Source organism: Rhizobium sp. BK418 (assembly GCF_004341105.1).
In the GTDB taxonomy this organism is placed as follows: domain Bacteria; phylum Pseudomonadota; class Alphaproteobacteria; order Rhizobiales; family Rhizobiaceae; genus Rhizobium.
The window spans coordinates 701,642-723,852 of the sequence record NZ_SLZK01000003.1; the positions used below are offsets into that span (position 1 = coordinate 701,642).

The 22,211-nt window shown below is 61.1% G+C and carries 24 protein-coding genes and 1 riboswitch; of the genes, 16 read left to right on the top strand and 8 right to left on the bottom strand.

Going from position 1 to position 22,211, the window contains the following annotated elements; translation table 11 throughout:
* Positions 1–41 precede the first annotated feature (41 nt).
* The 6 genes from EV281_RS14900 to EV281_RS14925 all read left to right on the top strand — a co-directional run bounded on the left by EV281_RS14900 (position 42) and on the right by EV281_RS14925 (position 5,714).
* A complete protein-coding gene (locus EV281_RS14900; RefSeq protein WP_132653855.1) occupies positions 42–836 on the top strand; it encodes a thymidylate synthase in 795 nt (264 codons plus the stop codon).
* A gap of 114 nt (positions 837–950) precedes the next feature.
* Positions 951–1,472: a dihydrofolate reductase gene (locus EV281_RS14905; RefSeq protein ID WP_132653856.1), complete on the top strand. Its 522-nt coding sequence runs from the start codon at positions 951–953 to the stop codon at positions 1,470–1,472.
* A gap of 145 nt (positions 1,473–1,617) precedes the next feature.
* Positions 1,618–2,691, top strand: coding sequence for an FtsH protease activity modulator HflK (gene hflK / locus EV281_RS14910; protein ID WP_132653857.1), 1,074 nt, complete (start codon positions 1,618–1,620; stop codon positions 2,689–2,691).
* An 8-nt stretch (positions 2,692–2,699) separates the two neighbouring features.
* Positions 2,700–3,647, top strand: coding sequence for a protease modulator HflC (locus tag EV281_RS14915; protein WP_132653858.1), 948 nt, complete (start codon positions 2,700–2,702; stop codon positions 3,645–3,647).
* Between the two features lie 11 nt (positions 3,648–3,658).
* Positions 3,659–3,844: a DUF2065 domain-containing protein gene (locus EV281_RS14920; protein ID WP_132653859.1), complete on the top strand. Its 186-nt coding sequence runs from the start codon at positions 3,659–3,661 to the stop codon at positions 3,842–3,844.
* A 103-nt stretch (positions 3,845–3,947) separates the two neighbouring features.
* Positions 3,948–5,714 (top strand): Do family serine endopeptidase, encoded by a 1,767-nt coding sequence (locus tag EV281_RS14925; protein ID WP_132653860.1) that lies wholly within the window; start codon positions 3,948–3,950, stop codon positions 5,712–5,714.
* A 76-nt stretch (positions 5,715–5,790) separates the two neighbouring features.
* Here the strand turns inward: EV281_RS14925 and serB are convergent, their stop codons facing one another.
* Entirely contained in the window at positions 5,791–6,681 is an 891-nt protein-coding gene (serB, locus tag EV281_RS14930; RefSeq protein ID WP_132653861.1) for a phosphoserine phosphatase SerB, read from the bottom strand.
* Here serB and miaA point away from each other — a divergent pair.
* Together miaA and EV281_RS14940 are read left to right on the top strand one after the other, a co-directional pair.
* On the top strand, positions 6,680–7,576 hold the full coding sequence (miaA, locus tag EV281_RS14935; protein WP_132653862.1) for a tRNA (adenosine(37)-N6)-dimethylallyltransferase MiaA: 897 nt from the start codon (positions 6,680–6,682) through the stop codon (positions 7,574–7,576). The genes serB and miaA overlap by 2 nt on opposite strands.
* Before the next feature lie 76 nt (positions 7,577–7,652).
* Positions 7,653–7,910, top strand: a complete 258-nt coding sequence (locus EV281_RS14940; protein WP_132653863.1) for a hypothetical protein — start codon at positions 7,653–7,655, stop codon at positions 7,908–7,910.
* A gap of 7 nt (positions 7,911–7,917) precedes the next feature.
* Here the strand turns inward: EV281_RS14940 and EV281_RS14945 are convergent, their stop codons facing one another.
* Positions 7,918–9,975, bottom strand: coding sequence for an ATP-binding protein (locus EV281_RS14945; protein WP_132653864.1), 2,058 nt, complete (start codon positions 9,973–9,975; stop codon positions 7,918–7,920).
* A 342-nt stretch (positions 9,976–10,317) separates the two neighbouring features.
* Between EV281_RS14945 and EV281_RS14950 the strand changes: the two genes are divergently transcribed.
* The gene (locus EV281_RS14950) at positions 10,318–12,111 is read left to right on the top strand and encodes an acetolactate synthase 3 large subunit (RefSeq protein WP_132653865.1); all 1,794 of its coding nucleotides are present in this window, start codon (positions 10,318–10,320) and stop codon (positions 12,109–12,111) included.
* A gap of 26 nt (positions 12,112–12,137) precedes the next feature.
* Positions 12,138–12,710, top strand: coding sequence for an acetolactate synthase small subunit (ilvN, locus tag EV281_RS14955; RefSeq protein ID WP_132653866.1), 573 nt, complete (start codon positions 12,138–12,140; stop codon positions 12,708–12,710).
* A 35-nt stretch (positions 12,711–12,745) separates the two neighbouring features.
* On the opposite strand, the gene EV281_RS14960 is transcribed toward ilvN, so the two are convergent.
* On the bottom strand, positions 12,746–13,591 hold the full coding sequence (locus EV281_RS14960; RefSeq protein ID WP_132653867.1) for an aldo/keto reductase: 846 nt from the start codon (positions 13,589–13,591) through the stop codon (positions 12,746–12,748).
* 151 nt (positions 13,592–13,742) lie between these two features.
* Here EV281_RS14960 and EV281_RS14965 point away from each other — a divergent pair, with 151 nt between their 5' ends.
* Entirely contained in the window at positions 13,743–14,336 is a 594-nt protein-coding gene (locus EV281_RS14965; RefSeq protein WP_132653868.1) for a LysE family translocator, read from the top strand.
* Here the strand turns inward: EV281_RS14965 and EV281_RS14970 are convergent.
* Complete coding sequence (locus tag EV281_RS14970; protein WP_132653869.1) at positions 14,328–14,798, bottom strand: DUF2269 domain-containing protein; 471 nt, start codon at positions 14,796–14,798, stop codon at positions 14,328–14,330. The two genes, EV281_RS14965 and EV281_RS14970, sit on opposite strands and share 9 nt — an antisense overlap.
* Positions 14,798–16,078: an SDR family oxidoreductase gene (locus tag EV281_RS14975; RefSeq protein WP_132653870.1), complete on the bottom strand. Its 1,281-nt coding sequence runs from the start codon at positions 16,076–16,078 to the stop codon at positions 14,798–14,800. Before EV281_RS14975 ends, EV281_RS14970 begins: the two co-directional genes overlap by 1 nt.
* 261 nt (positions 16,079–16,339) lie before the next feature.
* On the opposite strand from EV281_RS14975, the gene nthA reads away from it, so the two are divergent.
* From nthA to EV281_RS14990, 3 genes are read left to right on the top strand one after another with little or no spacing between them, the layout of a single operon-like run.
* Positions 16,340–16,912: a nitrile hydratase subunit alpha gene (nthA, locus tag EV281_RS14980; RefSeq protein WP_132654320.1), complete on the top strand. Its 573-nt coding sequence runs from the start codon at positions 16,340–16,342 to the stop codon at positions 16,910–16,912.
* Positions 16,909–17,568 carry a nitrile hydratase subunit beta gene (gene nthB / locus EV281_RS14985; protein WP_132653871.1) on the top strand — a complete coding sequence of 220 codons (660 nt, stop codon included), beginning with the start codon at positions 16,909–16,911 and terminating at the stop codon, positions 17,566–17,568. Before nthA ends, nthB begins: the two co-directional genes overlap by 4 nt.
* Positions 17,555–17,926, top strand: a complete 372-nt coding sequence (locus tag EV281_RS14990) for a nitrile hydratase accessory protein (protein ID WP_132653872.1) — start codon at positions 17,555–17,557, stop codon at positions 17,924–17,926. The genes nthB and EV281_RS14990 overlap by 14 nt, the downstream gene beginning before the upstream one ends.
* A 15-nt stretch (positions 17,927–17,941) precedes the next feature.
* Here the strand turns inward: EV281_RS14990 and EV281_RS14995 are convergent, their stop codons facing one another.
* From EV281_RS14995 to EV281_RS15005, 3 genes are read right to left on the bottom strand one after another with little or no spacing between them, the layout of a single operon-like run.
* A complete protein-coding gene (locus tag EV281_RS14995) occupies positions 17,942–18,727 on the bottom strand; it encodes an anti-sigma factor (protein WP_132653873.1) in 786 nt (261 codons plus the stop codon).
* Positions 18,724–19,239, bottom strand: coding sequence for an RNA polymerase sigma factor (locus EV281_RS15000; RefSeq protein ID WP_132653874.1), 516 nt, complete (start codon positions 19,237–19,239; stop codon positions 18,724–18,726). The genes EV281_RS14995 and EV281_RS15000 overlap by 4 nt, the downstream gene beginning before the upstream one ends.
* 10 nt (positions 19,240–19,249) lie before the next feature.
* On the bottom strand, positions 19,250–19,630 hold the full coding sequence (locus EV281_RS15005; protein ID WP_132653875.1) for a hypothetical protein: 381 nt from the start codon (positions 19,628–19,630) through the stop codon (positions 19,250–19,252).
* Between the two features lie 225 nt (positions 19,631–19,855).
* Positions 19,856–19,936, top strand: a riboswitch (ZMP/ZTP riboswitch).
* 27 nt (positions 19,937–19,963) lie between these two features.
* Here EV281_RS15005 and EV281_RS15010 point away from each other — a divergent pair.
* On the top strand, positions 19,964–21,259 hold the full coding sequence (locus EV281_RS15010; protein ID WP_132653876.1) for a Mur ligase family protein: 1,296 nt from the start codon (positions 19,964–19,966) through the stop codon (positions 21,257–21,259).
* A 137-nt stretch (positions 21,260–21,396) separates the two neighbouring features.
* Positions 21,397–22,176 (top strand): alpha/beta hydrolase, encoded by a 780-nt coding sequence (locus tag EV281_RS15015; RefSeq protein WP_132653877.1) that lies wholly within the window; start codon positions 21,397–21,399, stop codon positions 22,174–22,176.
* Positions 22,177–22,211 lie beyond the last annotated feature (35 nt).

Below are 22,211 nucleotides of genomic sequence, written 5' to 3' on the forward strand. Positions count from 1 at the left end.
CTTTGGCCTTAAATTAGCGGCAAAAGGAATCAGCTGACGCCATGAAGCAGTATCTCGACCTCTTGAGCCAAGTGATGGAAAACGGCACCGATCGCGGCGACCGCACCGGTACCGGCACGCGCTCTGTCTTCGGCCATCAGATGCGCTTCGATCTCGATGTCGGTTTTCCGGTGCTGACGACGAAGAAGCTGCACCTGCGCTCGATCATCCATGAGCTGCTCTGGTTCCTGAAGGGCGAGACCAATATCCGCTATCTGCACGAGAATGGTGTGTCCATCTGGGACGAATGGGCCGACGAAAACGGCGATCTCGGCCCGGTCTATGGAGCGCAGTGGCGCTCCTGGCCGGCACCCGATGGCGGGCATATCGATCAGATCGACAATCTCGTGAAGGGCATCGTCAAGAACCCGAATTCCCGCCGCCACATCGTCTCGGCCTGGAACCCGGCTGAGGTCGATAATATGGCGCTGCCGCCCTGCCATTGCCTATTCCAGTTTTATGTGGCCGACGGCAAGCTCTCCTGCCAGCTCTACCAGCGCTCGGCCGATATTTTCCTCGGGGTGCCCTTCAACATCGCTTCTTATGCGCTCTTGACGATGATGGTGGCGCAGGTGACCGGGCTGAAATATGGCGACTTCGTCCATACGCTCGGCGATGCGCACCTCTACCATAACCATTTCGAACAGGCGAAGTTGCAGCTGACACGCCAGCCGAAGCCTTTGCCGCGCATGCTGATCAAGCGTGACGTGAAGGATATCTTCGACTTCGTCTACGAGGATTTCGAACTCGTGGGATACGACGCCGATGCCAATATCAAGGCGCCGATCGCCGTCTAAGGTGCGTCGCGATCTCCAAGATTCGCTTGCCACGTTTTAAACTTTTATTTCGCATGTTGTTATCGCAAAACCGCTGCACAGTTTTGCGCGACATGCTTTAAGACCGGAAGCCTGATGTCCGATATCCGCAAGACCATTTTTGCCGCCGTTGCCCGCAACGGTATTATCGGCCGTGACGGCGATATGCCTTGGCGGCTTTCGACTGATCTCAAGCGCTTCAAGGCGATGACGGTTGGCAAACCGGTTATCGTTGGCCGCAAGACCTTCGAGAGCTTCGGCGGGAAGCCGCTGCCAGGACGCCAGCATGTGGTGATTTCGCGCGGTGCCGATATCGATCACCCCGACGTGCATATGGCCCGTTCACTGGACGAGGCAATTGGCATGGCGGAGAAACTTGCTCGCAAGCAGGGCGAGAACGAGATTTCCGTCCTTGGCGGCGGACAGATCTATGCGCAGGCGATGGATTTTGTCGACCGCATGTGCATCACGCATGTGGAAGCTGATGTGGATGGCGATACCGCTTTTCCCGACATCGATCCGACCATCTGGGTGGCAACTGAGGCCCTCGATATTCCCTCAGGGGAAAAGGATACCTATCCCACCCGTTTCGTCGTTTACGAACGCCGAGACGCCTGAAAAGGAACTATTTTCCAATTATATTGACCAAGTTCCTGACACCGCGTTGAAAGCCGGTGCGGCGATACCTATAACGGTCGGATCGCATCCGCCGGCAGCCCCCACGGCGGTCGGATGTGTGGAGCTAACGAACAACGAGGTTTTGATGCCCTGGAGTAATCAGAATGGCGGCGGCGGCCCTTGGGGCGGCGGCGGTAACAATCAGGGGCCATGGGGGCAGGGGCCGAACCGCCCACGCGGCGGCGGCAAAGGGGGGCCGCCCGACCTGGAAGATATCATCAGGCGCGGGCAGGATCAGTTGCGCGGTTTCATTCCCGGCGGTTTCAACGGCGGTGTCGTTGCGATTATCGTCGCGATCATTGCGATCTTCTGGCTGTTCCAGTGCATTTACGTCGTCCAGCCGGACGAGCGCGGCGTGGAGCTGCGCTTTGGTAATCCTAAGCAAGAAATTTCCATGCCGGGCCTGCATTTTCATTTCTGGCCGTTCGAGACCGTCGAGACCGTCAAGGTGACGGTGCAGCAGCAGAATATCGGCGCAACCTCGGCAGGATCGTCCAGCGGGCTGATGCTGTCGGGTGACAGGAGCGTCATCAACGTGCAGTTTGCGGTCTTCTATACGATCAGCGATCCGAAGGCTTATCTCTTCGGCGTGGAAAATCCAGCGGAGACGCTGCAGCAGGTTTCCGACAGCGCCATGCGTGAGATCGTCGGCCGCCGTCCTGCACAGGACGCCTTCCGCAGCAATCGTCAGCCGATCGAGACGCAGGTTCTCAACATCGTTCAGGATACGATGAATCGTTATGGCGCGGGTATTACCGTGACTGGGGTGACGATCCAGAACGTGGCGCCGCCGCGTGAGGTCGCCGATGCCTTCGAAGAAGTGCAGCGCGCCGGCCGTGACCGCGACAGCACTATCGAGGACGCCAATCGCTATACGAACCAGAAGCTCGGCCAGGCGCGAGGCGATGCCGCCCGCATCCGTGAAGATGCCGCCGCCTACAAGGATCGCGTCGTCAAGGAAGCGGAAGGCGAGGCCCAGCGCTTCAGCGCCATCAACGACGAATATTCAAAGGCTCCCGATGTGACGCGCAAGCGCCTGTTCCTGGAAACGATGGAGCAGGTCCTGAGGAACTCCAAGAAGGTCGTGATCGACGAGAAGCAGGGCGTCGTGCCATATCTGCCGCTCAATGAGATCGGCAAGTCGGCGCAGCAGCGGTGAGGTTGACAATGGTATCGAACAGACTTCCCGTAATCCTGATCGCCTTTGCGATCCTTCTCCTCATCCTTTACTCGTCGGTTTTCGTGGTCAATGCGCGTGAACAGGCGATCGTCGTGCGTTTCGGTCAGATCCAGTCGGTGAAGAGCGAGCCGGGCATCTATTTCAAGCTGCCATTCGGCTTCATGGATGCCGACCGTGTGCAGTTCGTGGAACGGCGGGCGCTGAGGCTCGACCTCGACAATATCCGTGTTCAGGTTCAGGACGGCCAGACCTTCGATGTCGACGCCTTCGTGATCTATAATATCGCGGATGTGCGCCGTTTCCGCGAAACGGTGTCGGGCGATCGCGACGCTGCCGAGGCGCGACTGCGTGCGCAGCTCGATTCCTCGCTCCGCCGTGTCTACGGTTTGCGTGACTATAACGCAGCGCTTTCGGAAGAGCGCGTGGCGATGATGCTCGAAATCCGCGACGATCTGCGCACAGATGCCGAAAACCTCGGCCTGCATATCGATGACGTCCGTATCCGTCGGACGGATCTGTCGCCGGAAGTGGCTCCGAATACCTACAACGCCATGCGCTCCGAGCGTCTGGCCGAGGCCGAGCGCATCCGCGCCGAAGGTAACGAAGAAGGCCAGCGTCGCCGGGCTGTTGCCGACCGCCAGGTCGTCGAAATCACTGCCGATGCGCAGCGCGATTCCGAAATCCTGCGCGGCCAGGGTGACGCAGAACGCAACCGTATCTTCGCCGACGCCTTCGGTAAGGATCCGGCGTTCTTCGAGTTCTACCGCTCGATGTCAGCTTATTCCTCGGCTCTCTCCTCGCAGGATACGACGCTGGTTCTGTCGCCGACCTCGCAGTTCTTCCGCTACTTCGAGAATGCGAACGGCAATCAACCTGCGCCCGGCCAGACCGGTGGCCTCGTGCCGCCGGCGGCGCAGCCCGCACCAGCGAACTGACGACAGGACGAATGCAGGATTTCCTCACCGGGCTTGCATTCTTCCTCATCATCGAGGGGCTCGTTTATGCACGAGCCCCTCGTTTTTTTATCGAGATGGCGAAGGTTCTTCCAACTGTCCCGGAGCGCCAACTCAGGACCTTCGGACTTGTGGCAATGGCACTTGGTGCCGGAGGTGTCTGGCTTTTGCGAGCCTAGATCACATTCGCACGGGGATTTCTCGAAAAGGTGATTTCGCCCTCCATCATTCCGCCTTATGCTGGTGTTGTATGTGCGTTTTTATCCCAGACGAGGAAGCTTGATGGCCCCCACGAATCGCTCGCCCTTCAGACGAACGCTCGCGCTCCTGGCCGGCACAGCCCTCCTGGCGAATGTCGGCGCAGGCGGTATTGCGCATGCGCAAACCACCCCGGCGCCCGCTGTACCTGAACAGGCGGCACCGGCCCCTGCAGCGCCTCAACCGACGCCGCTTTCTCCGGCTGCAGTCGCGCCTGCGGCTCCGCCCCTGCAGATGACGGCTCCGACCAATGGTCCGGCTTCGGTTGCCGATCTCGCCGAAGGGCTGCTCGATGCCGTGGTCAATATCTCGACCTCGCAGAATGTGAAGGATGACGAGGGCGCAGGCCCGGCGCCACGCGCTCCCGACGGCTCGCCCTTCCAGGAATTCTTCAACGATTTCTTCAACAAGCAGCAGGGCAATCGCGCGCCGAACCACAATGTCAGCTCGCTCGGCTCCGGCTTCGTCATCGATCCCTCTGGATATATCGTCACGAACAACCACGTGATCGAGGGCGCCGATGATATCGAGGTCAATTTCGCCAATGGCACCAAGCTCAAGGCCAAGCTGATCGGCACCGATACCAAGACCGACCTTTCGGTGCTCAAGGTGGAGCCGAAGCAGCCGCTGAAATCTGTCAAGTTCGGCGATTCCAGCGTCATGCGCATTGGCGATTGGGTGATGGCGATCGGCAATCCGTTCGGTTTCGGCGGTTCAGTGACGGTCGGCATTATTTCGGGGCGCGGACGTAACATCAATGCCGGCCCCTATGACAACTTCATCCAGACGGATGCTGCCATCAACAAGGGCAATTCCGGCGGACCGCTTTTCAACATGAAGGGCGAGGTGATCGGCATCAACACCGCGATCATTTCTCCGTCGGGCGGTTCGATCGGCATCGGCTTCGCGGTGCCCTCGGAACTTGCGTCCGGCGTTGTCGAGCAGCTGCGCGAATATGGCGAGACGCGCCGCGGCTGGCTCGGCGTGCGCATCCAGCCCGTCACCGACGAAGTGGCCGACAGCCTCGGTCTCGACAGCGCCAGAGGCGCGCTCGTCGCCGGCGTCATCAAGGGCGGACCGGTCGATGACGGCTCGATCAAGGCGGGCGACGTCATCCTGAAATTCGACGGCAAGCCCGTCAGCGAGATGCGCGACCTGCCGCGCGTGGTCGCCGAGAGCCCTGTCGGCAAGCAAGTCGACGTGGTGGTGCTGCGCGACGGCAAGGAGCAGACCGTCAAGGTGACGCTCGGCCGTCTCGAGGATAGCGACCAGGCTGCGGCTGGGGACAATTCAGACGATGACGGCGTCATCAATCCCGATCCCGGCGAGAACAACGATATGGACCAGCCGGATCAGGACGGCGATCAGGGCCAGACCGCGCCTGATGGACAGGGTCCGCAGCAGCAGGATCAAGGTCAAAATCATCAGGGCCCGAACCAGCATGGGCAGAATCAGCAGGGACAGGATAAGGCGACGACGGATCAGGCCACGCCCAAGCATGTGCTTGGTCTCTCGCTCTCGCTGCTCAGCCCGGAAACCCGCAAGGCCTTTGGCATTGCCGAAAGCGTCGATGGCGTGGTCGTGACTGAAGTCTCTCCGGGTTCGGCAGCCGCGGAGAAGGGCTTGAAGCCCGGCGACGTGATCGTCGAAGTGGCGCAGGAATTCATGAAATCGCCGGATGCGGTTGCCAGCAAGGTGCAGTCGCTGAAGCAGGAAGGCCGGCGCAACGCGCAGATGATGATCGCTGCGGCGAACGGCGACCTGCGGTTTGTCGCGGTGCCGATGGAATGACAGCCGTCAACCTGGGGCGCAAAAACAAAAGGAGCGGCTAGCCGCTCCTTTCTTCATTTCAACAGTGCTCGAAACTTTAGGCGGTCACGAAATCCGTTTTGCGATAACCTTGGATATAGAGCAGCGCCGTGAGGTCGCCGTGGTTGATCTGCATGTCGGCTTCGGCGGCCACAGTCGGCTTCGCGTGAAGGGCGACGCCGGAGCCGGCCAGATGCAGCATGCCGAGGTCATTGGCGCCGTCGCCGACAGCGATGGCGTCTTCAGGGGAGATGCCTAGCCGGGCGGCGATGTCGTTGAGGGCGTCCACCTTGGCCTGCTTGCCGAGGATCGGCTCGGCGACGTGGCCAGACAGAAGGCCGTCTTCTTCCAGCAGGACATTGGCGCGGTTTTCGTCGAAGCCGATGACGGCAGCGATGCGGCTCGTGAAGACCGTGAATCCGCCGGAGACAAGGGCGGTGTAGTAACCCTTGGACTTCATGGTGGCGATCAGTTCGGGGCCGCCCGGGGTGAGCGTGATGCGCTTGGAAATGACTTCGTCGACGACGGAGATCGGCAGACCTTTCAGGAGGGCGACGCGTTCACGCAGCGCCGGCTCGAAGGCGATCTCGCCGTTCATGGCGCGGGCGGTGATCGCGGCAACCTTTTCTTTCAGGCCAACTTCGGCGGCGAGTTCGTCGATGCATTCCTGACCGATCATGGTGGAATCCATGTCTGCGATCAGCAGCTTCTTGCGGCGGGTTTCCTGTTCCTGGATGACAAGATCGATCGGGCCATCTGCGATGACGGCAAGCAGATTGGCCTCGGCCGCCTGTCTGTCGGAGCCGTCGGCGAGCACGATATCGCAGGCAATGCCGTCTGCCAGCCAGTACAGCCCGGATGCCCTGACGGCGTCCGCCGCACGTTCGGCGATCGCAGGCGAAAGAACGGGGTTTGACGGATTGGCAACAAGCGTGGCAACGAGGGCCATGATGGAAAACCTTCTGAGCTCTGTGAACGCGATCCTGATAACCGGGCCGACCGCCAGCGGCAAGTCCGCGCTCGCGGTGGAATTGGCTAAGCAGCATGGCGGGGTGGTGGTCAATGCCGACAGCATGCAGGTCTATGACACATTGCGGGTGCTGACGGCTCGGCCTTCGCAGGAAGATATGGGAGGCGTGCCGCATCACCTTTACGGCCACGTGCCGGCGGGAGCGGCCTATTCGACGGGCGCCTGGCTGCGGGATGTGACCGCGCTCCTGCCGCGCATCCGCGCCGAAGGAAAGCTGCCTGTCTTCGTCGGCGGCACGGGTCTCTATTTCAAGGCGCTGACGGGTGGGCTTTCGGAAATGCCCGTCATCCCCGAAGAGATCCGCCAGCGGTTGCGGGCGCGACTGCTGGAAGAGGGCTCGGAGCCCCTGCATGCGGAGCTTGCCAGGGCTGATCCCGCCGTCGCCGGAAGCCTCAACCCGCAAGACGGGCAAAGGATCGTGCGTGCGCTCGAAGTATTCGGGGCGACAGGCCAGTCGATCGCAGAATTCCAGGGGCAGGCGGGGCCTGTGATCGTCGATCCCGAAACCGCACGCAAGATCGTTGTGCTGCCGGATCGCGCCGTGCTGCATCAGCGCATCAACGGGCGTTTCGAGAAGATGCTGGAGCAGGGGGCGGAAGAGGAGGTGAAGGCGCTGTTGGCGCTTGATCTCTCCCCTGAAATGCCGGTCATGAAGGCGATCGGCGTATCACAGATTACCGCCATGCTGCGTGGCGAAATGAGCCGGCAAGAGGTGATCGAGCGTGGCGCGGCGGCGACGCGGCAATATGCCAAGCGGCAGATGACGTGGTTCCGCAATCAGATGGATGAAAGCTGGGAGAGGCTTTCTTCCTGACAAGGCGCCAGCAGCGCCCTGGCCTGCAAGGCGCTAGAATGATTTCGAATCATAGCTAGCGGAGCTTCGGGGCGGCATGAACAATTTTCTCGCCAAGACACTTTCTTCCATCAACGCACTGATTGCGATCGTCATCCTTGCCTTTTTCACGCTTTCGGGCGCGACCGGAGCGTCGGTGCAGGGCGGATCAGGAATGTTCGTGATCGGTGCGATCCTGGGTGCCATTGCTGGCATCGTCGTTGCGGCGCTCATCTGCGGCACGGTTGCATTCCTGACGCTGATCGAGCGTCATCTCGCGGAAATAGCGGCGGCAACGCGCCAGCCGCGTTCATGAGCGGCCCTCAATCCTTCTTATAGAGGCTGCTCAGCGGCTTCTTGAGGATACTTTCACGCAGTGACATTCCACCCTCGCGGCGTGGCTGTGATATCTGCTCACCGAAGGCCGGTTTCGGCTGATCATCGCGGCGCATTTCGCGGCGGAGGGCCTCGAGTCGTGCGTCGATCGAGGTCTGCGGCGAGAGCGGCGGCGGCTCGGGCACGACACGGTTTTGTGAAAGCTCGGCTTGCTGTGGGCGGCTCTGCGGCAGGAGGTCAGGATGATAGGGTTCGAGCGCCGCCGATGCCGGCGAGACGATGCGAAACGGATCGGCTGCTTCGTCGGCAAAATCGTCTTGCGGCTCATGACTGTCTGTCATGGCCGACGTGTAGCTCTGCTGAAACGTGGAGATATCGGGACCTGACGTGATCGCCCGCATACGGGTGACGATGCGGCGCAGATCGACGGTATCGGGATCTTCCTCGGCATGTATGCTGATGGCGCTATGGGCCTTCGGCAGCAGACTTTCATCGACGCGCAGGAAGCGCATGCGCATCGGCACGCGGATCGCTTCGCCGAAGGCAATCGCTTCTCCGTTACCGATCGAGGAGATGAAGCTCGTCGTCGAGATCGAGGAATTGGGAATGGCGGAGCGGATGATTTCCTGGTCGCGGTCATTGGCAAGGCGCATCGCAAAGAGCGTCGAGCACTGCGAGAGGATCGTCTGGTCGAGTTCACCAGGGCGCTGGGTGATGATGCCGAGCGAAACGCCGTATTTGCGGCCTTCCTTGGCAATGCGGGCGATCGCCTGCCGCGTGGGCACGAAACCTAAGGTCGGGTCAGAGGGAATGTAGCGGTGGGCTTCCTCGCAGACGACCAGCATGTGGATGGCGCCCTCGCTCCATAGCGCGATTTCGAAGGCCATGCGGCAGAGCACCGAGGCGACGGAATTGACGACCTCCGAGGGTATGCCGGCAAGCTGGAAGGTGCAGATCGGCCTGTTGTCGCCGGGGATGCGGAAGATCTGCGCAATCGTATCGGTGATCGTGTCGCTGATCGTATTGTTGGAGAACATGAAGTGATAGCGCGGATCGTTGATCGCGGCGATGATGCGCATCTTCAAGGAGCGCAGGGATGGTTTTTCGGCGCGGCCCTCCAGCCTGCCGATGCGCTCATCGATGAGGGCGAGCAGATCGGCGATGCGGTAGGGTACCGGCGTATCCGCCGTTATCGAGCTCTTTTCCGTCGCGCGGCGCACAAGCGAACTGTCGCTGCCGCGGAAAGCGCGTTTGGCCTCCGGCAGGATATCGCGCAACATGTCGAGCTCTTCCGGCACCGGTGGGCGGCCGCGGAAGACGACCTCGGCGAATTCTTCGAGCCGCATCAGCCAGAAGGGCAGATCGAGCGTATCGGTATCGATGGTGACGGCGTGTTTCGGAAAGGCGGCGGCAAATTCATTGTGTGGATCGAGGATCAGCACGCGCAGCTTCGGATCGGCCTCGATCGCCTTATGCAAGAGCAGTGAGACGGCGGTCGATTTACCGACGCCGGTGGAGCCGACCACGGCGAAATGCTTCGACAGCATCGAGGGCACGTGGATCGCCGCGTCGATGCTTTCATCCTGTGTCAGGGTGCCGATGACGGCGGTGGCGCCCTTGCCGGCATCATAGATGCGCATCAGGTCGGCAGCGCGGATGCGGTGGGCGATGGCGCCGAGATAGGGGTAGCGCGAAATGCCGGTCGAGAATTCCTCGCGGCCGTCTTCATCGACGCGGACTTCGCCAAGCAGTTCGGTCTCGATGCGGAAGATATTATCCTGACCTTCGCCCCAGCCCTGGTTGCCGGTATTCATGGAGAAGACGAGGGCGACTACGCGGTTCCTGCCGACGCTGATGGAAATCAAGCGGCCGACGGACCACAATTCCGTGAGGTCGGTGCCGCCGGCTTCCGCCACAGCTGCAATGGTTGCTCGCGATCCGCTGCATGCAACGACGCGCCCGAGAAACCTGTTCCCTGGCGTAAGGCTGTCGCGGCGATCCTGTTCGCCCGCCCTGCCGGACGTTCTCATGTCGTTATCGAGCAAAGGGCTACTCCCTGCATTAAACTGCAGAATATGACTGATCCTTTAACAAAACCTTCAATCCGAGATTTGGGCGATGCGACGTGTTGTCGGCCACGTTTCCAGGCCCCGTGGAATTTTTATTGCGGACTGCGTTGACGCTGCGAAATTTTCTGTCTATCACTTCCGCCCATGATAATTTCGAACGTTCTTATCGTGGTGGGAAAGCGCATGGGCAGGATGGTGTAACCATCCGGCGATAGCCACCCATGCGCTAGACGAAGGCTCCTCAGGGGCCTTTTTTTATGCCCGAAATCAGGGCTTCCGGCCACAAACTCAAATCCCCAGCATCAACGGAACAGACACATGGCGAGCACGGATAATCAAGCGGACAGCAATCGGATGACGGGAGCGGAAATCGTACTCCGCGCGCTGAAGGACAATGGCGTCGAGCATGTCTTCGGCTATCCCGGCGGCGCTGTTCTGCCAATCTATGACGAGATCTTCCAGCAGGACGATATCAAGCACATCCTCGTTCGCCATGAGCAGGGCGCCGGTCACGCGGCCGAAGGGTATGCGCGCTCCACCGGCAAGGTCGGCGTCATGCTGGTAACCTCGGGTCCGGGTGCTACCAATGCGGTCACGCCGCTGCAGGATGCGCTGATGGATTCCATTCCGCTCGTCTGCCTCTCCGGCCAGGTTCCGACCACGCTCATCGGTTCGGACGCCTTCCAAGAATGCGACACCGTCGGTATCACGCGCCCCTGCACCAAGCACAACTGGCTGGTCAAGGATGTCAACGAGCTCGCCGCCGTCATCCATGAAGCCTTCCGCATTGCGCAGTCCGGTCGTCCGGGCCCTGTCGTCGTCGATATTCCGAAAGATGTTCAGTTTGCCACCGGCACCTACACGCCGCCGGCCGATCACGCGATCCAGAAGAGCTACCAGCCGAAGGTTGAGGGTGATCTGAACCAGATCCATGCGGCGATCGAACTGATGGCGAATGCGCGCAAGCCGATCTTCTATACCGGCGGCGGCGTCGTCAATTCCGGCCCGGAAGCTTCCCGCATGCTGCGCGAGCTGGTCGAGCTCACCGATTTCCCGATCACCTCGACGCTGATGGGGTTGGGCGCCTATCCGGCCTCCGGCAAGAACTGGCTGAAGATGCTCGGAATGCACGGCTCCTATGAAGCCAACATGGCGATGCATGACTGCGACGTCATGGTGTGCATCGGCGCCCGTTTCGACGACCGTATTACCGGCCGCCTCAACGCCTTCTCGCCGAATTCCAAGAAGATCCATATCGATATCGATCCGTCCTCGATCAACAAGAACGTTCGTGTCGATCTCGGCATTCGCGGCGATGTCGGCCACATCCTGGAAGACATGATCCGCCTGTGGCGGGCACTCCCGAAGAAGCCGGAGAAGGGGCGCCTGGACGCGTGGTGGGGCGATATCGCCCGCTGGCGCGCGCGCAACTCCTTTGCCTATACCAAGAGCAATGACGTGATCATGCCGCAATATGCGCTGGAGCGTCTCTATGAGCTGACCAAGGATCGCGACACCTACATCACCACCGAAGTCGGCCAGCACCAGATGTGGGCGGCACAGTTCTACGGCTTCGAACGGCCGAACCGCTGGATGACCTCGGGTGGCCTGGGCACGATGGGCTACGGCCTGCCGGCAGCGCTCGGCGTGCAGATCGCGCATCCGGAAAGTCTTGTCATCGATATTGCCGGCGACGCCTCGATCCAGATGTGCATCCAGGAAATGTCGGCGGCGATCCAGCACAATGCGCCTATCAAGATCTTCATCATGAACAACCAGTATATGGGCATGGTGCGCCAGTGGCAGCAGCTCCTGCACGGCAACCGCCTGTCCAACTCCTATACGGAAGCGATGCCCGACTTCGTGAAGCTCGCCGAAGCCTACGGTGCGGTCGGTCTGCGCTGCGAGAAGCCTGACGATCTCGATGCGACTATCCAGGAGATGATCGACGTCAAGAAGCCCGTCATCTTCGATTGCCGCGTTGCCAATCTCGCCAACTGCTTCCCGATGATCCCCTCAGGCAAGGCCCATAACGAAATGCTGCTGCCGGATGAAGCCACGGACGAGGCGGTCGCCAATGCGATCGACGCCAAGGGCCGTCAGCTAGTATAATTATAGATAGGTAGGAACCCAGGATCATGAACGCACACCTTCAACCCACCGGCTCTGCCTACTTCATCTCTCCGGAAACGGCAGCCGTCGAGAGCCATACGCTCTCGGTGCTGGTCGATAACGAGCCGGGCGTTCTCGCCCGCGTCATCGGCCTGTTTTCCGGCCGCGGCTACAATATCGAAAGCCTCACGGTTTCGGAAACGGAGCATCAGGCGCATTTGTCGCGCATTACCATTGTCACCCGCGGCACGCCGCAGGTGCTGGAGCAGATCAAGGCGCAGCTCGAGCGTATCGTGCCCGTTCACCGCGTCGTGGATCTGACGGTGCGCGCCCGCGAACTCGGCCAGGACCGGCCGATCGAGCGGGAGGTGGCGCTCTTGAAGGTGATCGGCAACGGCGAAACGCGGGCGGAAACGCTGCGTCTTGCCGACGCCTTCCACGCCAAGGTGGTTGATGCGACGGTCGATCACTTCATTCTGGAGATCACCGGCAAATCCTCCAAGATCGATCAGTTCATCGCGATTATGAAGCCGCTCGGTCTCATCGAAGTCTGCCGCACCGGCATAGCCGCGATGAACCGCGGCGCGCAGGGCATGTAATATTCATAGTGCAAAACAGTTTGCGCCGCCGGGGGTCAGAGCATCTCCAGCGGCGTTTTCTTTGCCGGCGGCGGGAAGACCTCGTCGAGGGCTTCCCAATCCTCGTCGGTAATGTCGAGTGAGACGCAGCCGCGGTTCTCGCGGGCGCGTTCGATGTTCGACGTCTTGGGGATGACGAAGACACCTTCGCGTTCGAGCAGGAAGGCAAGCGCCAGCTGCGCCGGTGTGGCCTGATAGGCCTTTGCCATGTGGATCAGGTCGGGATGGTGCAGGACCCGGCCCTGTTCGATGGGCGAATAGGCCATGATCGGGATGTTGCGGCTCTGGCACCAGGGCAGGAGATCATATTCGATGCCGCGGCGGGAAATATTGTAGAGAACCTGATTGGCGGCGACATTCTGCCCGCCAGGCACGGAAAGCAGTTCTTGCATGTCGTCGACATCGAAATTGGAGACGCCCCAGGCGCGGATCTTGCCGGCGGCCTTGAGCTGCTCGAAGGCCCCGACCGTCTCGGCGAGCGGATAGTTGCCGCGCCAATGAAGGAGATAGAGATCGATGTGGTCGGTGCCGAGGCGCTCGAGACTGCCTTCGCAGGCTGCGATCGTACCCTTGCGGCTGGCATTCCAGGGATAGACCTTGCTGACGATGAAGGTCTCGTCGCGGCGCCCTTTGATCGCTCGACCGACGATTTCTTCGGCACCGCCGTCTCCATACATTTCGGCGGTATCGATCATCGTCATGCCGAGATCGAGGCCGGCCTGGAGGGCGGCGATCTCTTGGCTCGCATGGCCGGCATCCTCGCCCATGCCCCAGGTGCCCTGGCCGAGCGCGGGGACTTCGGTGCCATTGCGGAAGGTGATGATGGGGATCGGATCGTCCATGGCAGTTCTGGTCCTTTGCGTGCTCCGCAGACTATCAGGTAATCCTGTCACCATGACAATCATGTTATGGCGGCGGCAGTTTAGGGCAATTATGCTGACCCAATTCCAATGAGCCGCAACATCATCAATACAGTCAGTCTGGGGAGGTTTCATGCCGCTGGATACGTTTCTGGCACTGCTGCTCTTTGCCTTCACGACTTCGATCACGCCGGGGCCGAACAATATGATGCTGTTTGCGTCGGGCGTGAATTTCGGTTTCCGCCGCACGATCCCGCATATGATCGGCATCGGGGCGGGGTTCCTGTCGCTGCTGCTCGGCGTCGGGCTCGGGCTGGGCGCGCTGTTGCACACGATGCCGGCGGTCTATACGGCGCTGAAATTCGCGGGTGGGGCCTATCTCGTCTGGATCGCGTGGAAGATTGCGAGTTCGCGGTCGCTCAGCGAAGGAAAGAGCGGCGTGAAGCCCATGTCGTTTCTCGGCGCTGCCGCTTTCCAATGGGTCAATCCGAAGGCCTGGGTGATGGCGATCACGGCCATGGCGACCTATACCAATCCGCAGCTCTATATGATCAGTGTGCTGCTGGTCGGACTTGCCTTTGCGGCGGTCAATGTTCCCTCGGTTTCCACCTGGGCAGGCTTCGGTTCGGCTCTCAGGGAATGGCTGTCCGACCCGGTGCGCCTAAAATGGTTCAACATCACCATGGCGCTGCTGCTCGTTCTCAGCCTCTGGCCGATGCTAAAATAATGTCGGCTTTGTGAGCATCAGCCAAAGAATGCCAAGGACTGAGAAGAAAGCCGGGAAGCCGAAGGCGAACCAGACACGGTAGAGGCTGAAATAGGCCGGCGGCAGGCCTGTACCCGAAGCGGCAGCGGCGCGCGCCAGATTGCGAAGCCGGATCTGGATCGAAACGACCGGCAGCCAGAAAATGCCAGTCACCACATAGAGCACCAGCGATAGCGCAATCCAGCTTTCCCTCAGTTCCCAGCCGATGATCCTGGCAAGCAGATAGCCTGTCACCGGCTGGAGAATAGCTGCTGTGGCGGTGAAGATCGTATCGGCGATGACGACCGTGCCGGCGACATGAGCAATCAGCACGGGATTGCCGGTTCGGTGCGCCATGACCATGAAGAAGGCGATGCCGGCGCCGGTGCCGAAGAGCACGGTCGCGCCGACCACATGAGCAAGTAATAGCAATTCGGCGAGCATCAGCGTTCATCCAGAATCGCAAGGGCGGCGAGTGTCAGAAGCAGCGACGGTAGCACCTTGACGAATGGACCGAGCGGATCGAGCCAGAGGGCGGGCTCCAGGATTGTGCCACCCGCTAGATAGGCGAGCGAGACGGCAATCATGCCGACGAGGGCGCGGCGGGCGAAGGGCCGGAAAAGCACAGAGGCGCCGAGCGCTATATCGATCAGGCAGGTTGTCATTGTCAGTGTCATGGCCGCGCCCGCGGGCATGAAGGGCAGGAAATGGGCGCTTGCCCGGCCCGGAGCGAGAAGTGGGATCAGGCCTGACAGGAGCCAGAAGAGCGACAGGCCAGCGATAACGGGCGCCTTCAAGAGATAGAGGCGAGCGAACCACAGATCCTGAACGCCGGAGGGATTGGCCGCGAGCGTTGCGGCGGCTGAAAGGATCGGGAGGCCTGATGGCGTCGAGCTGTTCATGCTGACCCCTTCGGACATGATGGTCATGGCAGTGGAGCGCAGCGGAGAGCGCCAGCCGAGATGGCCGGCGATATCGGCAAGCCATGTGACCGGCCTTGCCAGGACAGGGGGAATGGGCAAGACCGGAGCATCGGGCAAGCCGAGCCAGGCGCGGTGCAATCTGACGAGGCTCGCGAGCGTGTGCCGTTCCTCGGCCGCCAGTTCGATATCGCTGCCGGAGGGGAGTGAGCCTGAGATTGCGGCCGAGACGGCGGCGGCGACATCTTCAGCGGCGACGGTCTCGATCGAGCTGTCGGCGTGGATGAGCGGCAGGACGAAGGGAAAGGCTGAGAGTGCGCGCAACAGCGCCGTGCCGCCATGGGCATTGCGGCCGAGGACGAGAGAGGGGCGCAAGATCACGTAAGGCAAGCCCGACGATGCAAGTGCGGTATCGGCGGCGCGTTTGGTGGCGAGGAAGGGGAGATGGCTGCCGGCGCCGTCCGTTCGAGCGGAGATCTGGACGATGAGTATCGAGGAAGGTTTTGCTGCGGCGTGGAGGGCGAGCATAGCCTCGGTTTGCGTTGCCGAGAGATCGTCCGAGAGGCCATCTTGAAGTGCGCCGGCGCAGTTGACGACGGCGTGCTGGCCTTTGAGGATATCGCGCCAGTCATCAGGTCGGGTCATCTGGGAGAGATCGGCGCGGCGCCATTGGATTGCTGGTTGCTTGATTGCGGCACGGGCGGCGTTGCGTCCAAGGCCGGTGACGACGTGGCCTTCGACGGCGAGACGCGCCGCGATGACGGAACCGATAAAACCTGTAGCGCCAAGAATCAGGATGTTCATGGGTCGAGCCTAGCGCAGAATGCTTAAGGGCTTGGCGGCTTTCTGACATATGTTTAAAACTGTTGCCGACGCTTCGAGCCACTAACCGGAGTTGAGCCACTGGCCTCAACCCGTCCTTCGGACCCGCGCCGGGGAGAAGGGGAGGAGGACATTAGTTTGCACGACCACGACGACGATCATCACCACGATCACGACGACGACGATCATCACCACGATCACGGCCATAGCCACGATCACCACCACGACAACCACTATTCCGACATGCAGGCGCGCGTCAAAGCGCTGGAAACGCTGCTGACGGAAAAGGGGCTGATCGACCCGGCGGCGATCGATGCGATCGTCGAGACCTATGAGACGAAGGTCGGGCCGCGCAACGGCGCGCGTGTCGTCGCCAAGGCCTGGAGCGATCCGGACTTCGCCGAATGGCTGAAGCGGGATGCGACGGAGGCAATCGCCAGTCTTGGCTATACGGGCCGACAGGGCGAGCATATGCGCGCCGTCTTCAATACGCCCGAAACGCATAATCTCATCGTCTGCACACTTTGCTCCTGCTATCCGTGGTCGGTGCTCGGTCTGCCGCCGGTCTGGTACAAGGCGCCGGCTTATCGCTCGCGCGCCGTCATTGATCCGCGCGGCGTGCTTGCCGAATTCGGGCTGACGCTGCCGGAAGGCAAGAAGGTGCGCGTGTGGGATTCGACGGCGGAGCTTCGCTATCTCGTCATTCCGGAGCGGCCCGAGGGCACTGAAGGCCTGGATGAGGAGGCGCTTGCCGATCTCGTCAGCCGCGACGCGATGATCGGCACGGCAATTGCCGGCACAAAGGTGCCGACGTGAACGGGCCGCACGATCTCGGGGGACAGATGGGTTTCGGCCCAGTCGCGCCTGAAAGGAACGAGCCCTATTTCCATGCCGAATGGGAAAAGCGGGCGCTCGGAATCACGCTCTCCTGCGGCGCTTTCGGCGCCTGGACGATCGACGAAAGCCGGCATGCGCGGGAGAACATCCCGCCAGCCGATTACCTTGCGGCAAGCTATTATGAGATCTGGATCCGCGGCATCGACATGCTGCTGGAGCGCCATGGCTTCGCGACGCACGAAGAGCTGCTCTCCGGCCATAAGCTGCAGGATGGGGCGGTGCCGAAGCGGGTGCTGAAGGCGGAGATGGTGCCCGGCGTGCTTGCCAAGGGCGGTCCCTGCGACCGGCCGGTCGAGACTGCGCCGCTCTTCGTCGTCGGGGAGACGGTGAAGACGAAGAATTTCAACCTGACCACCCATACGCGGCTGCCGCGTTATGCGCGCGCCAAGCCCGGCGTCATCGAGGCGGTGCAGGGCTCTTTCGTCTTTCCTGACGATAATGCCCACGGCAAGGGTGAGAATCCGCAATGGCTCTATACCGTCGTCCTTGATGGGAGAGAAATATGGGGCGAAGGGGCCGATCCAACGCTGACGGTCTCGATCGATGCGTGGGAGAGCTATCTTGAGCGTATGTGAGGCGCGTTTCCAACTGGCTCAATCGCCCGGTCTGCCGAAGTCACCGAAGGGTGACCCGATCTTTCCGGAACCTTGGGCTGCCGAGGCTTTCGCCATGACCGTACACCTTCATGAGAAGGGTCTGTTTGCCTGGGGCGAATGGGCGGAAACCCTGTCGAAGGAGTTGCATAAGCCGGGCCGGGCCGAGGATGGCAGCGACTATTTCGACTGCTGGGTGGCCGCCCTTTCGGATCTGCTCGTCAATCGAGGTGTGGCGGATGCCGCCGTTATTTTCGAGCTGCAGAAGAGCTGGCAGCGGGCGGCTGAGGCGACGCCGCACGGCAAGCCGATCGAGCTCGCCAACGGTCCGCTGCGCTGAGTCGACCGTGTCCCCTCACCAGGACGGGAACTGCCGGTAACATTCCTCCGCCACCTTGCGCAGCATATCGCGGGAGATTTCACCTGTTACCGCATAGCCGAGTTCGCCATCGATCCAGTAGAAGGTCTCGACATCTTTGGCGGAGGCGAAGCGGAAGCTCGTGGTTTTGTTTTCCTTGTTGCGGCCGACGATGACGGTGAGCCGCTCGCCGCCCTGATCCTCATACATGAACATGGCGCCGGGCCTGCCATCGACCGGCAGCAGGCGGCCGCCGACGAGGTGGAAGCCGAGGGATTTGAGGTCCGGCACCTTGAGATCGGGGATTGCCAGCCGCCTGCCGAGCCAGGTGGCGAGATGGGCCTCCTCATTGGCGAAGACTTCGACCGGGTGGCGCACTTCGCTGGCATAGACGAGGAAGGCGGTTTCGGCCTGTTTCGGCAGCGTTTCAGTTTCGGCAAGCTGCAGCGGCGGACGTTCGAAGAGCGGCGGGATCAACCGGTCGCTGACGGCGCCGAGCGCGAAGAGTGCGACAGCGGCGGCAGCAAACGCGGAGCGCATCTTCCAGGGGGAGGCCGGCTCTTCCGGTGTCACCAGTTGGAGATCGGTGTCGCGGCTCTTCTCGTAGCTTGCAAACAGGGATCTGATGCCGGCATTCTGGATCTGCCAGCCGGCGACCGCGGTAGCTTCATCAGGGTTTTCGGCTAGGTAGGCTTCTACGCGGGCGCGGGCTGCCTCCGGCAATTGCCCATCGGCGTAAGCGTGCAGGTCCGCTTCGGTCACGGTGGGGTTGGTTTCGTTCATTTCGGTCTCCGAAGCGCAATCACATTATCGGCTTTCATATGCTCGCTCATGCGCTGGCGGGCGCGCGACAGGCGCGACATGACGGTGCCGATCGGTATTTCCAGCATGGCGGCCACTTCGCCATAGCTATAGCCCTCGATGACGACGAGCATCAGCACAGAGCGGTGTTCTTCCGACAGGCTGTCGAGCGCCTGTTCCAGACGCAGGCGCTCCAGCGGATCGGCTTGAGCTTCCGGAACGGCCATCTTTTCGGCGGCATCGAGCTCGACCATCCTGTCGCGGGGGCTTGCGCGGCGGTTATTGCGGTAGAGATTGGTCATCGTCGTCAGCACCCAGCCGCGCAGATTGAGGCCGCGCCACTGGCCGCGCCGGGCCAGAACCTTTTCCACGCAATCCTGCAGCAGATCCTCACCTTCGGCATCCGAACGAGTGAGACTGCGGGAATAGCGGCGGAGCGAGGGAAGGAGGGCCAGGATCTGGCCCTCGAACGTATCGGGTGGAGGCGTCTTCACGCTTGCCTCATCAGGGCTTTGCGACCTCCCATGAACCGCCGACGCCGTCGCCGGTGGTGTCGCCGGACTTGGTGTCCTTTACCCAGTAATAGAGCGGCATGCCGTCCTTTGCCCACTGCTTCTTTCCATCCTTGCGTTCGACGAGCGAGTATGCACCTTCGGCCTTGGCGTCGCTAGGGGCGAGGAAGGGCGGCCAATTGGTGGCGCACTTGTCGTAGCAATTCGAGACGCCCTTTTCGTCTTTCTTGTAGGTATAGAGCGTCATGCCCTTTTCGCCGGCAAGAACCTTGCCCTTGGCCGTTTCGACGGTGGTAACGGCAGGCGCGGCGAAGGCTGCAGTGGCGGTGGCAGCAACAACTGCCAGCACGGACAGGAATTTCACGGACTTCATGGTCTCTCTCCTCGGTTAGGCACGCATTTTTGCGATACCGGACATGAGACACGGCAGCCGTTTGTTTTATTCCCGTTTCCTTTGACCATTCTCAGCTTCCGGCGAAACCCTATAGCAACGCGGCCTTCGGGTGTCGTCATGACGGGCGGCATCGAGCGAGTCGTGGCGGAGTGGTTTCGATGACGCTTCGAAGGCTAGGCAGAGCCTCGGAATATGCTAGTGTCTCGCGGCCTGCGTGACTGGCGAGACAGATGGAGAACCATCGCGAAGCGCAGGCTGCCGATGCCGCTCGCCTGGGCACAAAATGAACCCCGATACCCGTGTGCCATGCCCATGCAAAACCAGAATCCCCGCCTTATCGAAGCCCTTTCGCAGCTTGATCAGCTCACCAACTGGGAACAGCGTCCGCGCGGCGAAATGCGCGTGGGGCTGGAGCCGATTCTCGATCTTTCCGCCCGTCTCGGCAATCCACATCGGGCCTTTCGCTCGATCCATGTTGCGGGCACCAAGGGCAAGAGCTCGACCTCCGCACTGCTCGAAGCGGGTCTGCGCCATGCCGGCATTTCCGTCGGGCGTTATGCTTCGCCGCATGTGGAGCACATTTCCGAGCGTGTCAGCATCAACGGCCGGCCCGTCGAGGAGGCTGCACTGGCCGAGGCGCTCTTCCTGGCGCTCGATGCCTTGCGCGCCGCAAGGACGGAGGGGTCAGCGGCGGAGGCTGCGACATGGTTCGACATGCTGACGGCGGCCGGCTTCCTGATCTTCCGGGACGCGGGCTTACAATGGGCCGTGGTCGAGACGGGTCTCGGCGGGCGGCTGGATTCCACCAATATCGTTGCGAGCGACGTTTCCATCATCACGAATATCGGCCTGGAACATACGGAGATATTGGGCAAGACGCGGGCTGCCATCGCCTTCGAAAAGGCCGGCATCATCAAGCCACATTCGACCGTTGTGACACCGCTTGAGGCCGACGACGAGGCGGGCGCGGTCATTGCCAAGCGCGCTGCGGAAATCGAAGCGCGGCTTGTCCGACCGGATTTTTCCGGGCTGAAAACGATTGCCGAGCGCAACGTCGCGGTTGCGGGTGCCGCACTCGACGTGCTCCGCGAACTCGGTGTCGAAGGGCAGGACGGCCGGAAGGTTGGAGGATGGCTGATCGACAGGGCAGCCGAGCAGGAATCGCAATTGCCGGGACGGCTGGAGCGCTTCGTCGTGCCCGTCGCGGGCAGGGGCGTTTCCGTCGCGCTCGATGGGGCGCATGTGCCCTTCAACCTCGAAGCCGTACTCGACGATCTCTCCGGCATGGATGGGTTTGCCGGACCGGGCATCGCGGTCGTTGCGATTGCGGCGGATAAGGATGCGGCTGGGCTCCTCGAGGTGATGGGCCGTTACGGTGTTTCGCCGATCTTCACCTCGGTTTCGGACCGTTTCCGCTCGCCTGCCGAATTGCGGAAGCTTGCCGATACGATCGGTCTTTCCTGCGACGTGATCGAAGATCCGCAGAAAGCTTATGAGAAAGCGCTCGAGCGGGCTGCCGCCGCCGGCGCCTGGGTGATCCTAACGGGTTCGCTTTATCTCGTCGGGTTGTTGCGCGAGCGGATCATCAGAGAAGCCGCCAAAGGCTAGCTCAACGAAATCGAAGGGATTGCTATCCTTCATTCAGATCTCACGGAAGAGTGAAGCCCTGGTTCGTTTCAATTTAATTGCGCACAATTAAATTGTGTATTATTGAACTCGCCATTGGTAATCGAAAGGAACACAACATGCGTAATTTTCTGAAGATGGCACTGGTTGCCGGCGCAGTTTCGGCAATGGCTTATCCCTCGTTCTCGGCAGATTCGAAGCCAACCGTAGTGTTGGTGCATGGCGCTTTCGCCGATGCGTCGAGCTGGAACGGCGTCATCGAGAAGCTGGAAAAGGATGGTTATCCTGTCATCGCCGTCGCCAATCCGCTTCGCGGAGTCAAGTCCGATGGCGACTATGTGAGGCGCGTCGTTGCGGGTGTCAAAACGTCTGTCGTTCTCGTCGGGCACTCCTATGGCGGCTCTGTGATCACGGAGGCTGCCTCTTCGGCAAACAATGTGAAATCCCTGGTCTATGTGGCCGCATTTGCACCGGATAGCGGGGAAACGGCTGCATCGCTGTCGGGCAAATTTCCGGGAGGCACGCTGGCTTCCGCGCTTGCCGAACCCGTTGCGCTCGATAGCGGCGTCAAGGACCTCTATATCGATCAGACCAAGTTCCATGATCAGTTCGCAGCCGATGTGCCGGAAGACGAGGCCCGGCTGATGGCGGCGACGCAGCGTCCGATCACCGATGCGGCGCTCAATGAGGCAAGTGACAAGGCCGCCTGGAAGACGATCCCGGCCTATTTCGTCTACGGCGATGCGGACAAGAACATTCCCGCAAAGGCCCTGCAGTGGATGGCCGACCGCGCTCACTCGAAGGACACGGTCGTCGTGCCTGGCGCATCCCACGTCGTCATGGTCTCGCATCCCGACAAGGTCGCGGAGCTGATCGAAAAGGCAGCTGCAAGCAACTAGTCAATGATGCGGCTCGCATGAGCCAGATCGAATCG

Excerpts from the sequence above, each read along its gene's own strand:
- EV281_RS14900 (WP_132653855.1), top strand. The coding sequence starts at position 42 with ATGAAGCAGTATCTCGACCTCTTGAGCCAAGTGATGGAAAACGGCACC.
- EV281_RS14960 (WP_132653867.1), bottom strand. The coding sequence starts at position 13,591 with ATGGACGATCCGATCCCCATCATCACCTTCCGCAATGGCACCGAAGTC.
- EV281_RS14915 (WP_132653858.1), top strand. The coding sequence starts at position 2,700 with ATGGTATCGAACAGACTTCCCGTAATCCTGATCGCCTTTGCGATCCTT.
- ilvN (WP_132653866.1), top strand. The coding sequence starts at position 12,138 with ATGAACGCACACCTTCAACCCACCGGCTCTGCCTACTTCATCTCTCCG.
- EV281_RS14975 (WP_132653870.1), bottom strand. The coding sequence starts at position 16,078 with ATGAACATCCTGATTCTTGGCGCTACAGGTTTTATCGGTTCCGTCATC.
- EV281_RS15015 (WP_132653877.1), top strand. The coding sequence starts at position 21,397 with ATGCGTAATTTTCTGAAGATGGCACTGGTTGCCGGCGCAGTTTCGGCA.
- EV281_RS14965 (WP_132653868.1), top strand. The coding sequence starts at position 13,743 with ATGCCGCTGGATACGTTTCTGGCACTGCTGCTCTTTGCCTTCACGACT.
- EV281_RS14970 (WP_132653869.1), bottom strand. The coding sequence starts at position 14,798 with ATGCTCGCCGAATTGCTATTACTTGCTCATGTGGTCGGCGCGACCGTG.
- EV281_RS14940 (WP_132653863.1), top strand. The coding sequence starts at position 7,653 with ATGAACAATTTTCTCGCCAAGACACTTTCTTCCATCAACGCACTGATT.
- EV281_RS14995 (WP_132653873.1), bottom strand. The coding sequence starts at position 18,727 with ATGAACGAAACCAACCCCACCGTGACCGAAGCGGACCTGCACGCTTAC.
- serB (WP_132653861.1), bottom strand. The coding sequence starts at position 6,681 with ATGGCCCTCGTTGCCACGCTTGTTGCCAATCCGTCAAACCCCGTTCTT.
- EV281_RS15005 (WP_132653875.1), bottom strand. The coding sequence starts at position 19,630 with ATGAAGTCCGTGAAATTCCTGTCCGTGCTGGCAGTTGTTGCTGCCACC.
- EV281_RS14905 (WP_132653856.1), top strand. The coding sequence starts at position 951 with ATGTCCGATATCCGCAAGACCATTTTTGCCGCCGTTGCCCGCAACGGT.
- miaA (WP_132653862.1), top strand. The coding sequence starts at position 6,680 with ATGATGGAAAACCTTCTGAGCTCTGTGAACGCGATCCTGATAACCGGG.
- EV281_RS14925 (WP_132653860.1), top strand. The coding sequence starts at position 3,948 with ATGGCCCCCACGAATCGCTCGCCCTTCAGACGAACGCTCGCGCTCCTG.
- EV281_RS15010 (WP_132653876.1), top strand. The coding sequence starts at position 19,964 with ATGCAAAACCAGAATCCCCGCCTTATCGAAGCCCTTTCGCAGCTTGAT.
- EV281_RS14950 (WP_132653865.1), top strand. The coding sequence starts at position 10,318 with ATGGCGAGCACGGATAATCAAGCGGACAGCAATCGGATGACGGGAGCG.
- nthA (WP_132654320.1), top strand. The coding sequence starts at position 16,340 with ATGCAGGCGCGCGTCAAAGCGCTGGAAACGCTGCTGACGGAAAAGGGG.
- hflK (WP_132653857.1), top strand. The coding sequence starts at position 1,618 with ATGCCCTGGAGTAATCAGAATGGCGGCGGCGGCCCTTGGGGCGGCGGC.
- EV281_RS14920 (WP_132653859.1), top strand. The coding sequence starts at position 3,659 with ATGCAGGATTTCCTCACCGGGCTTGCATTCTTCCTCATCATCGAGGGG.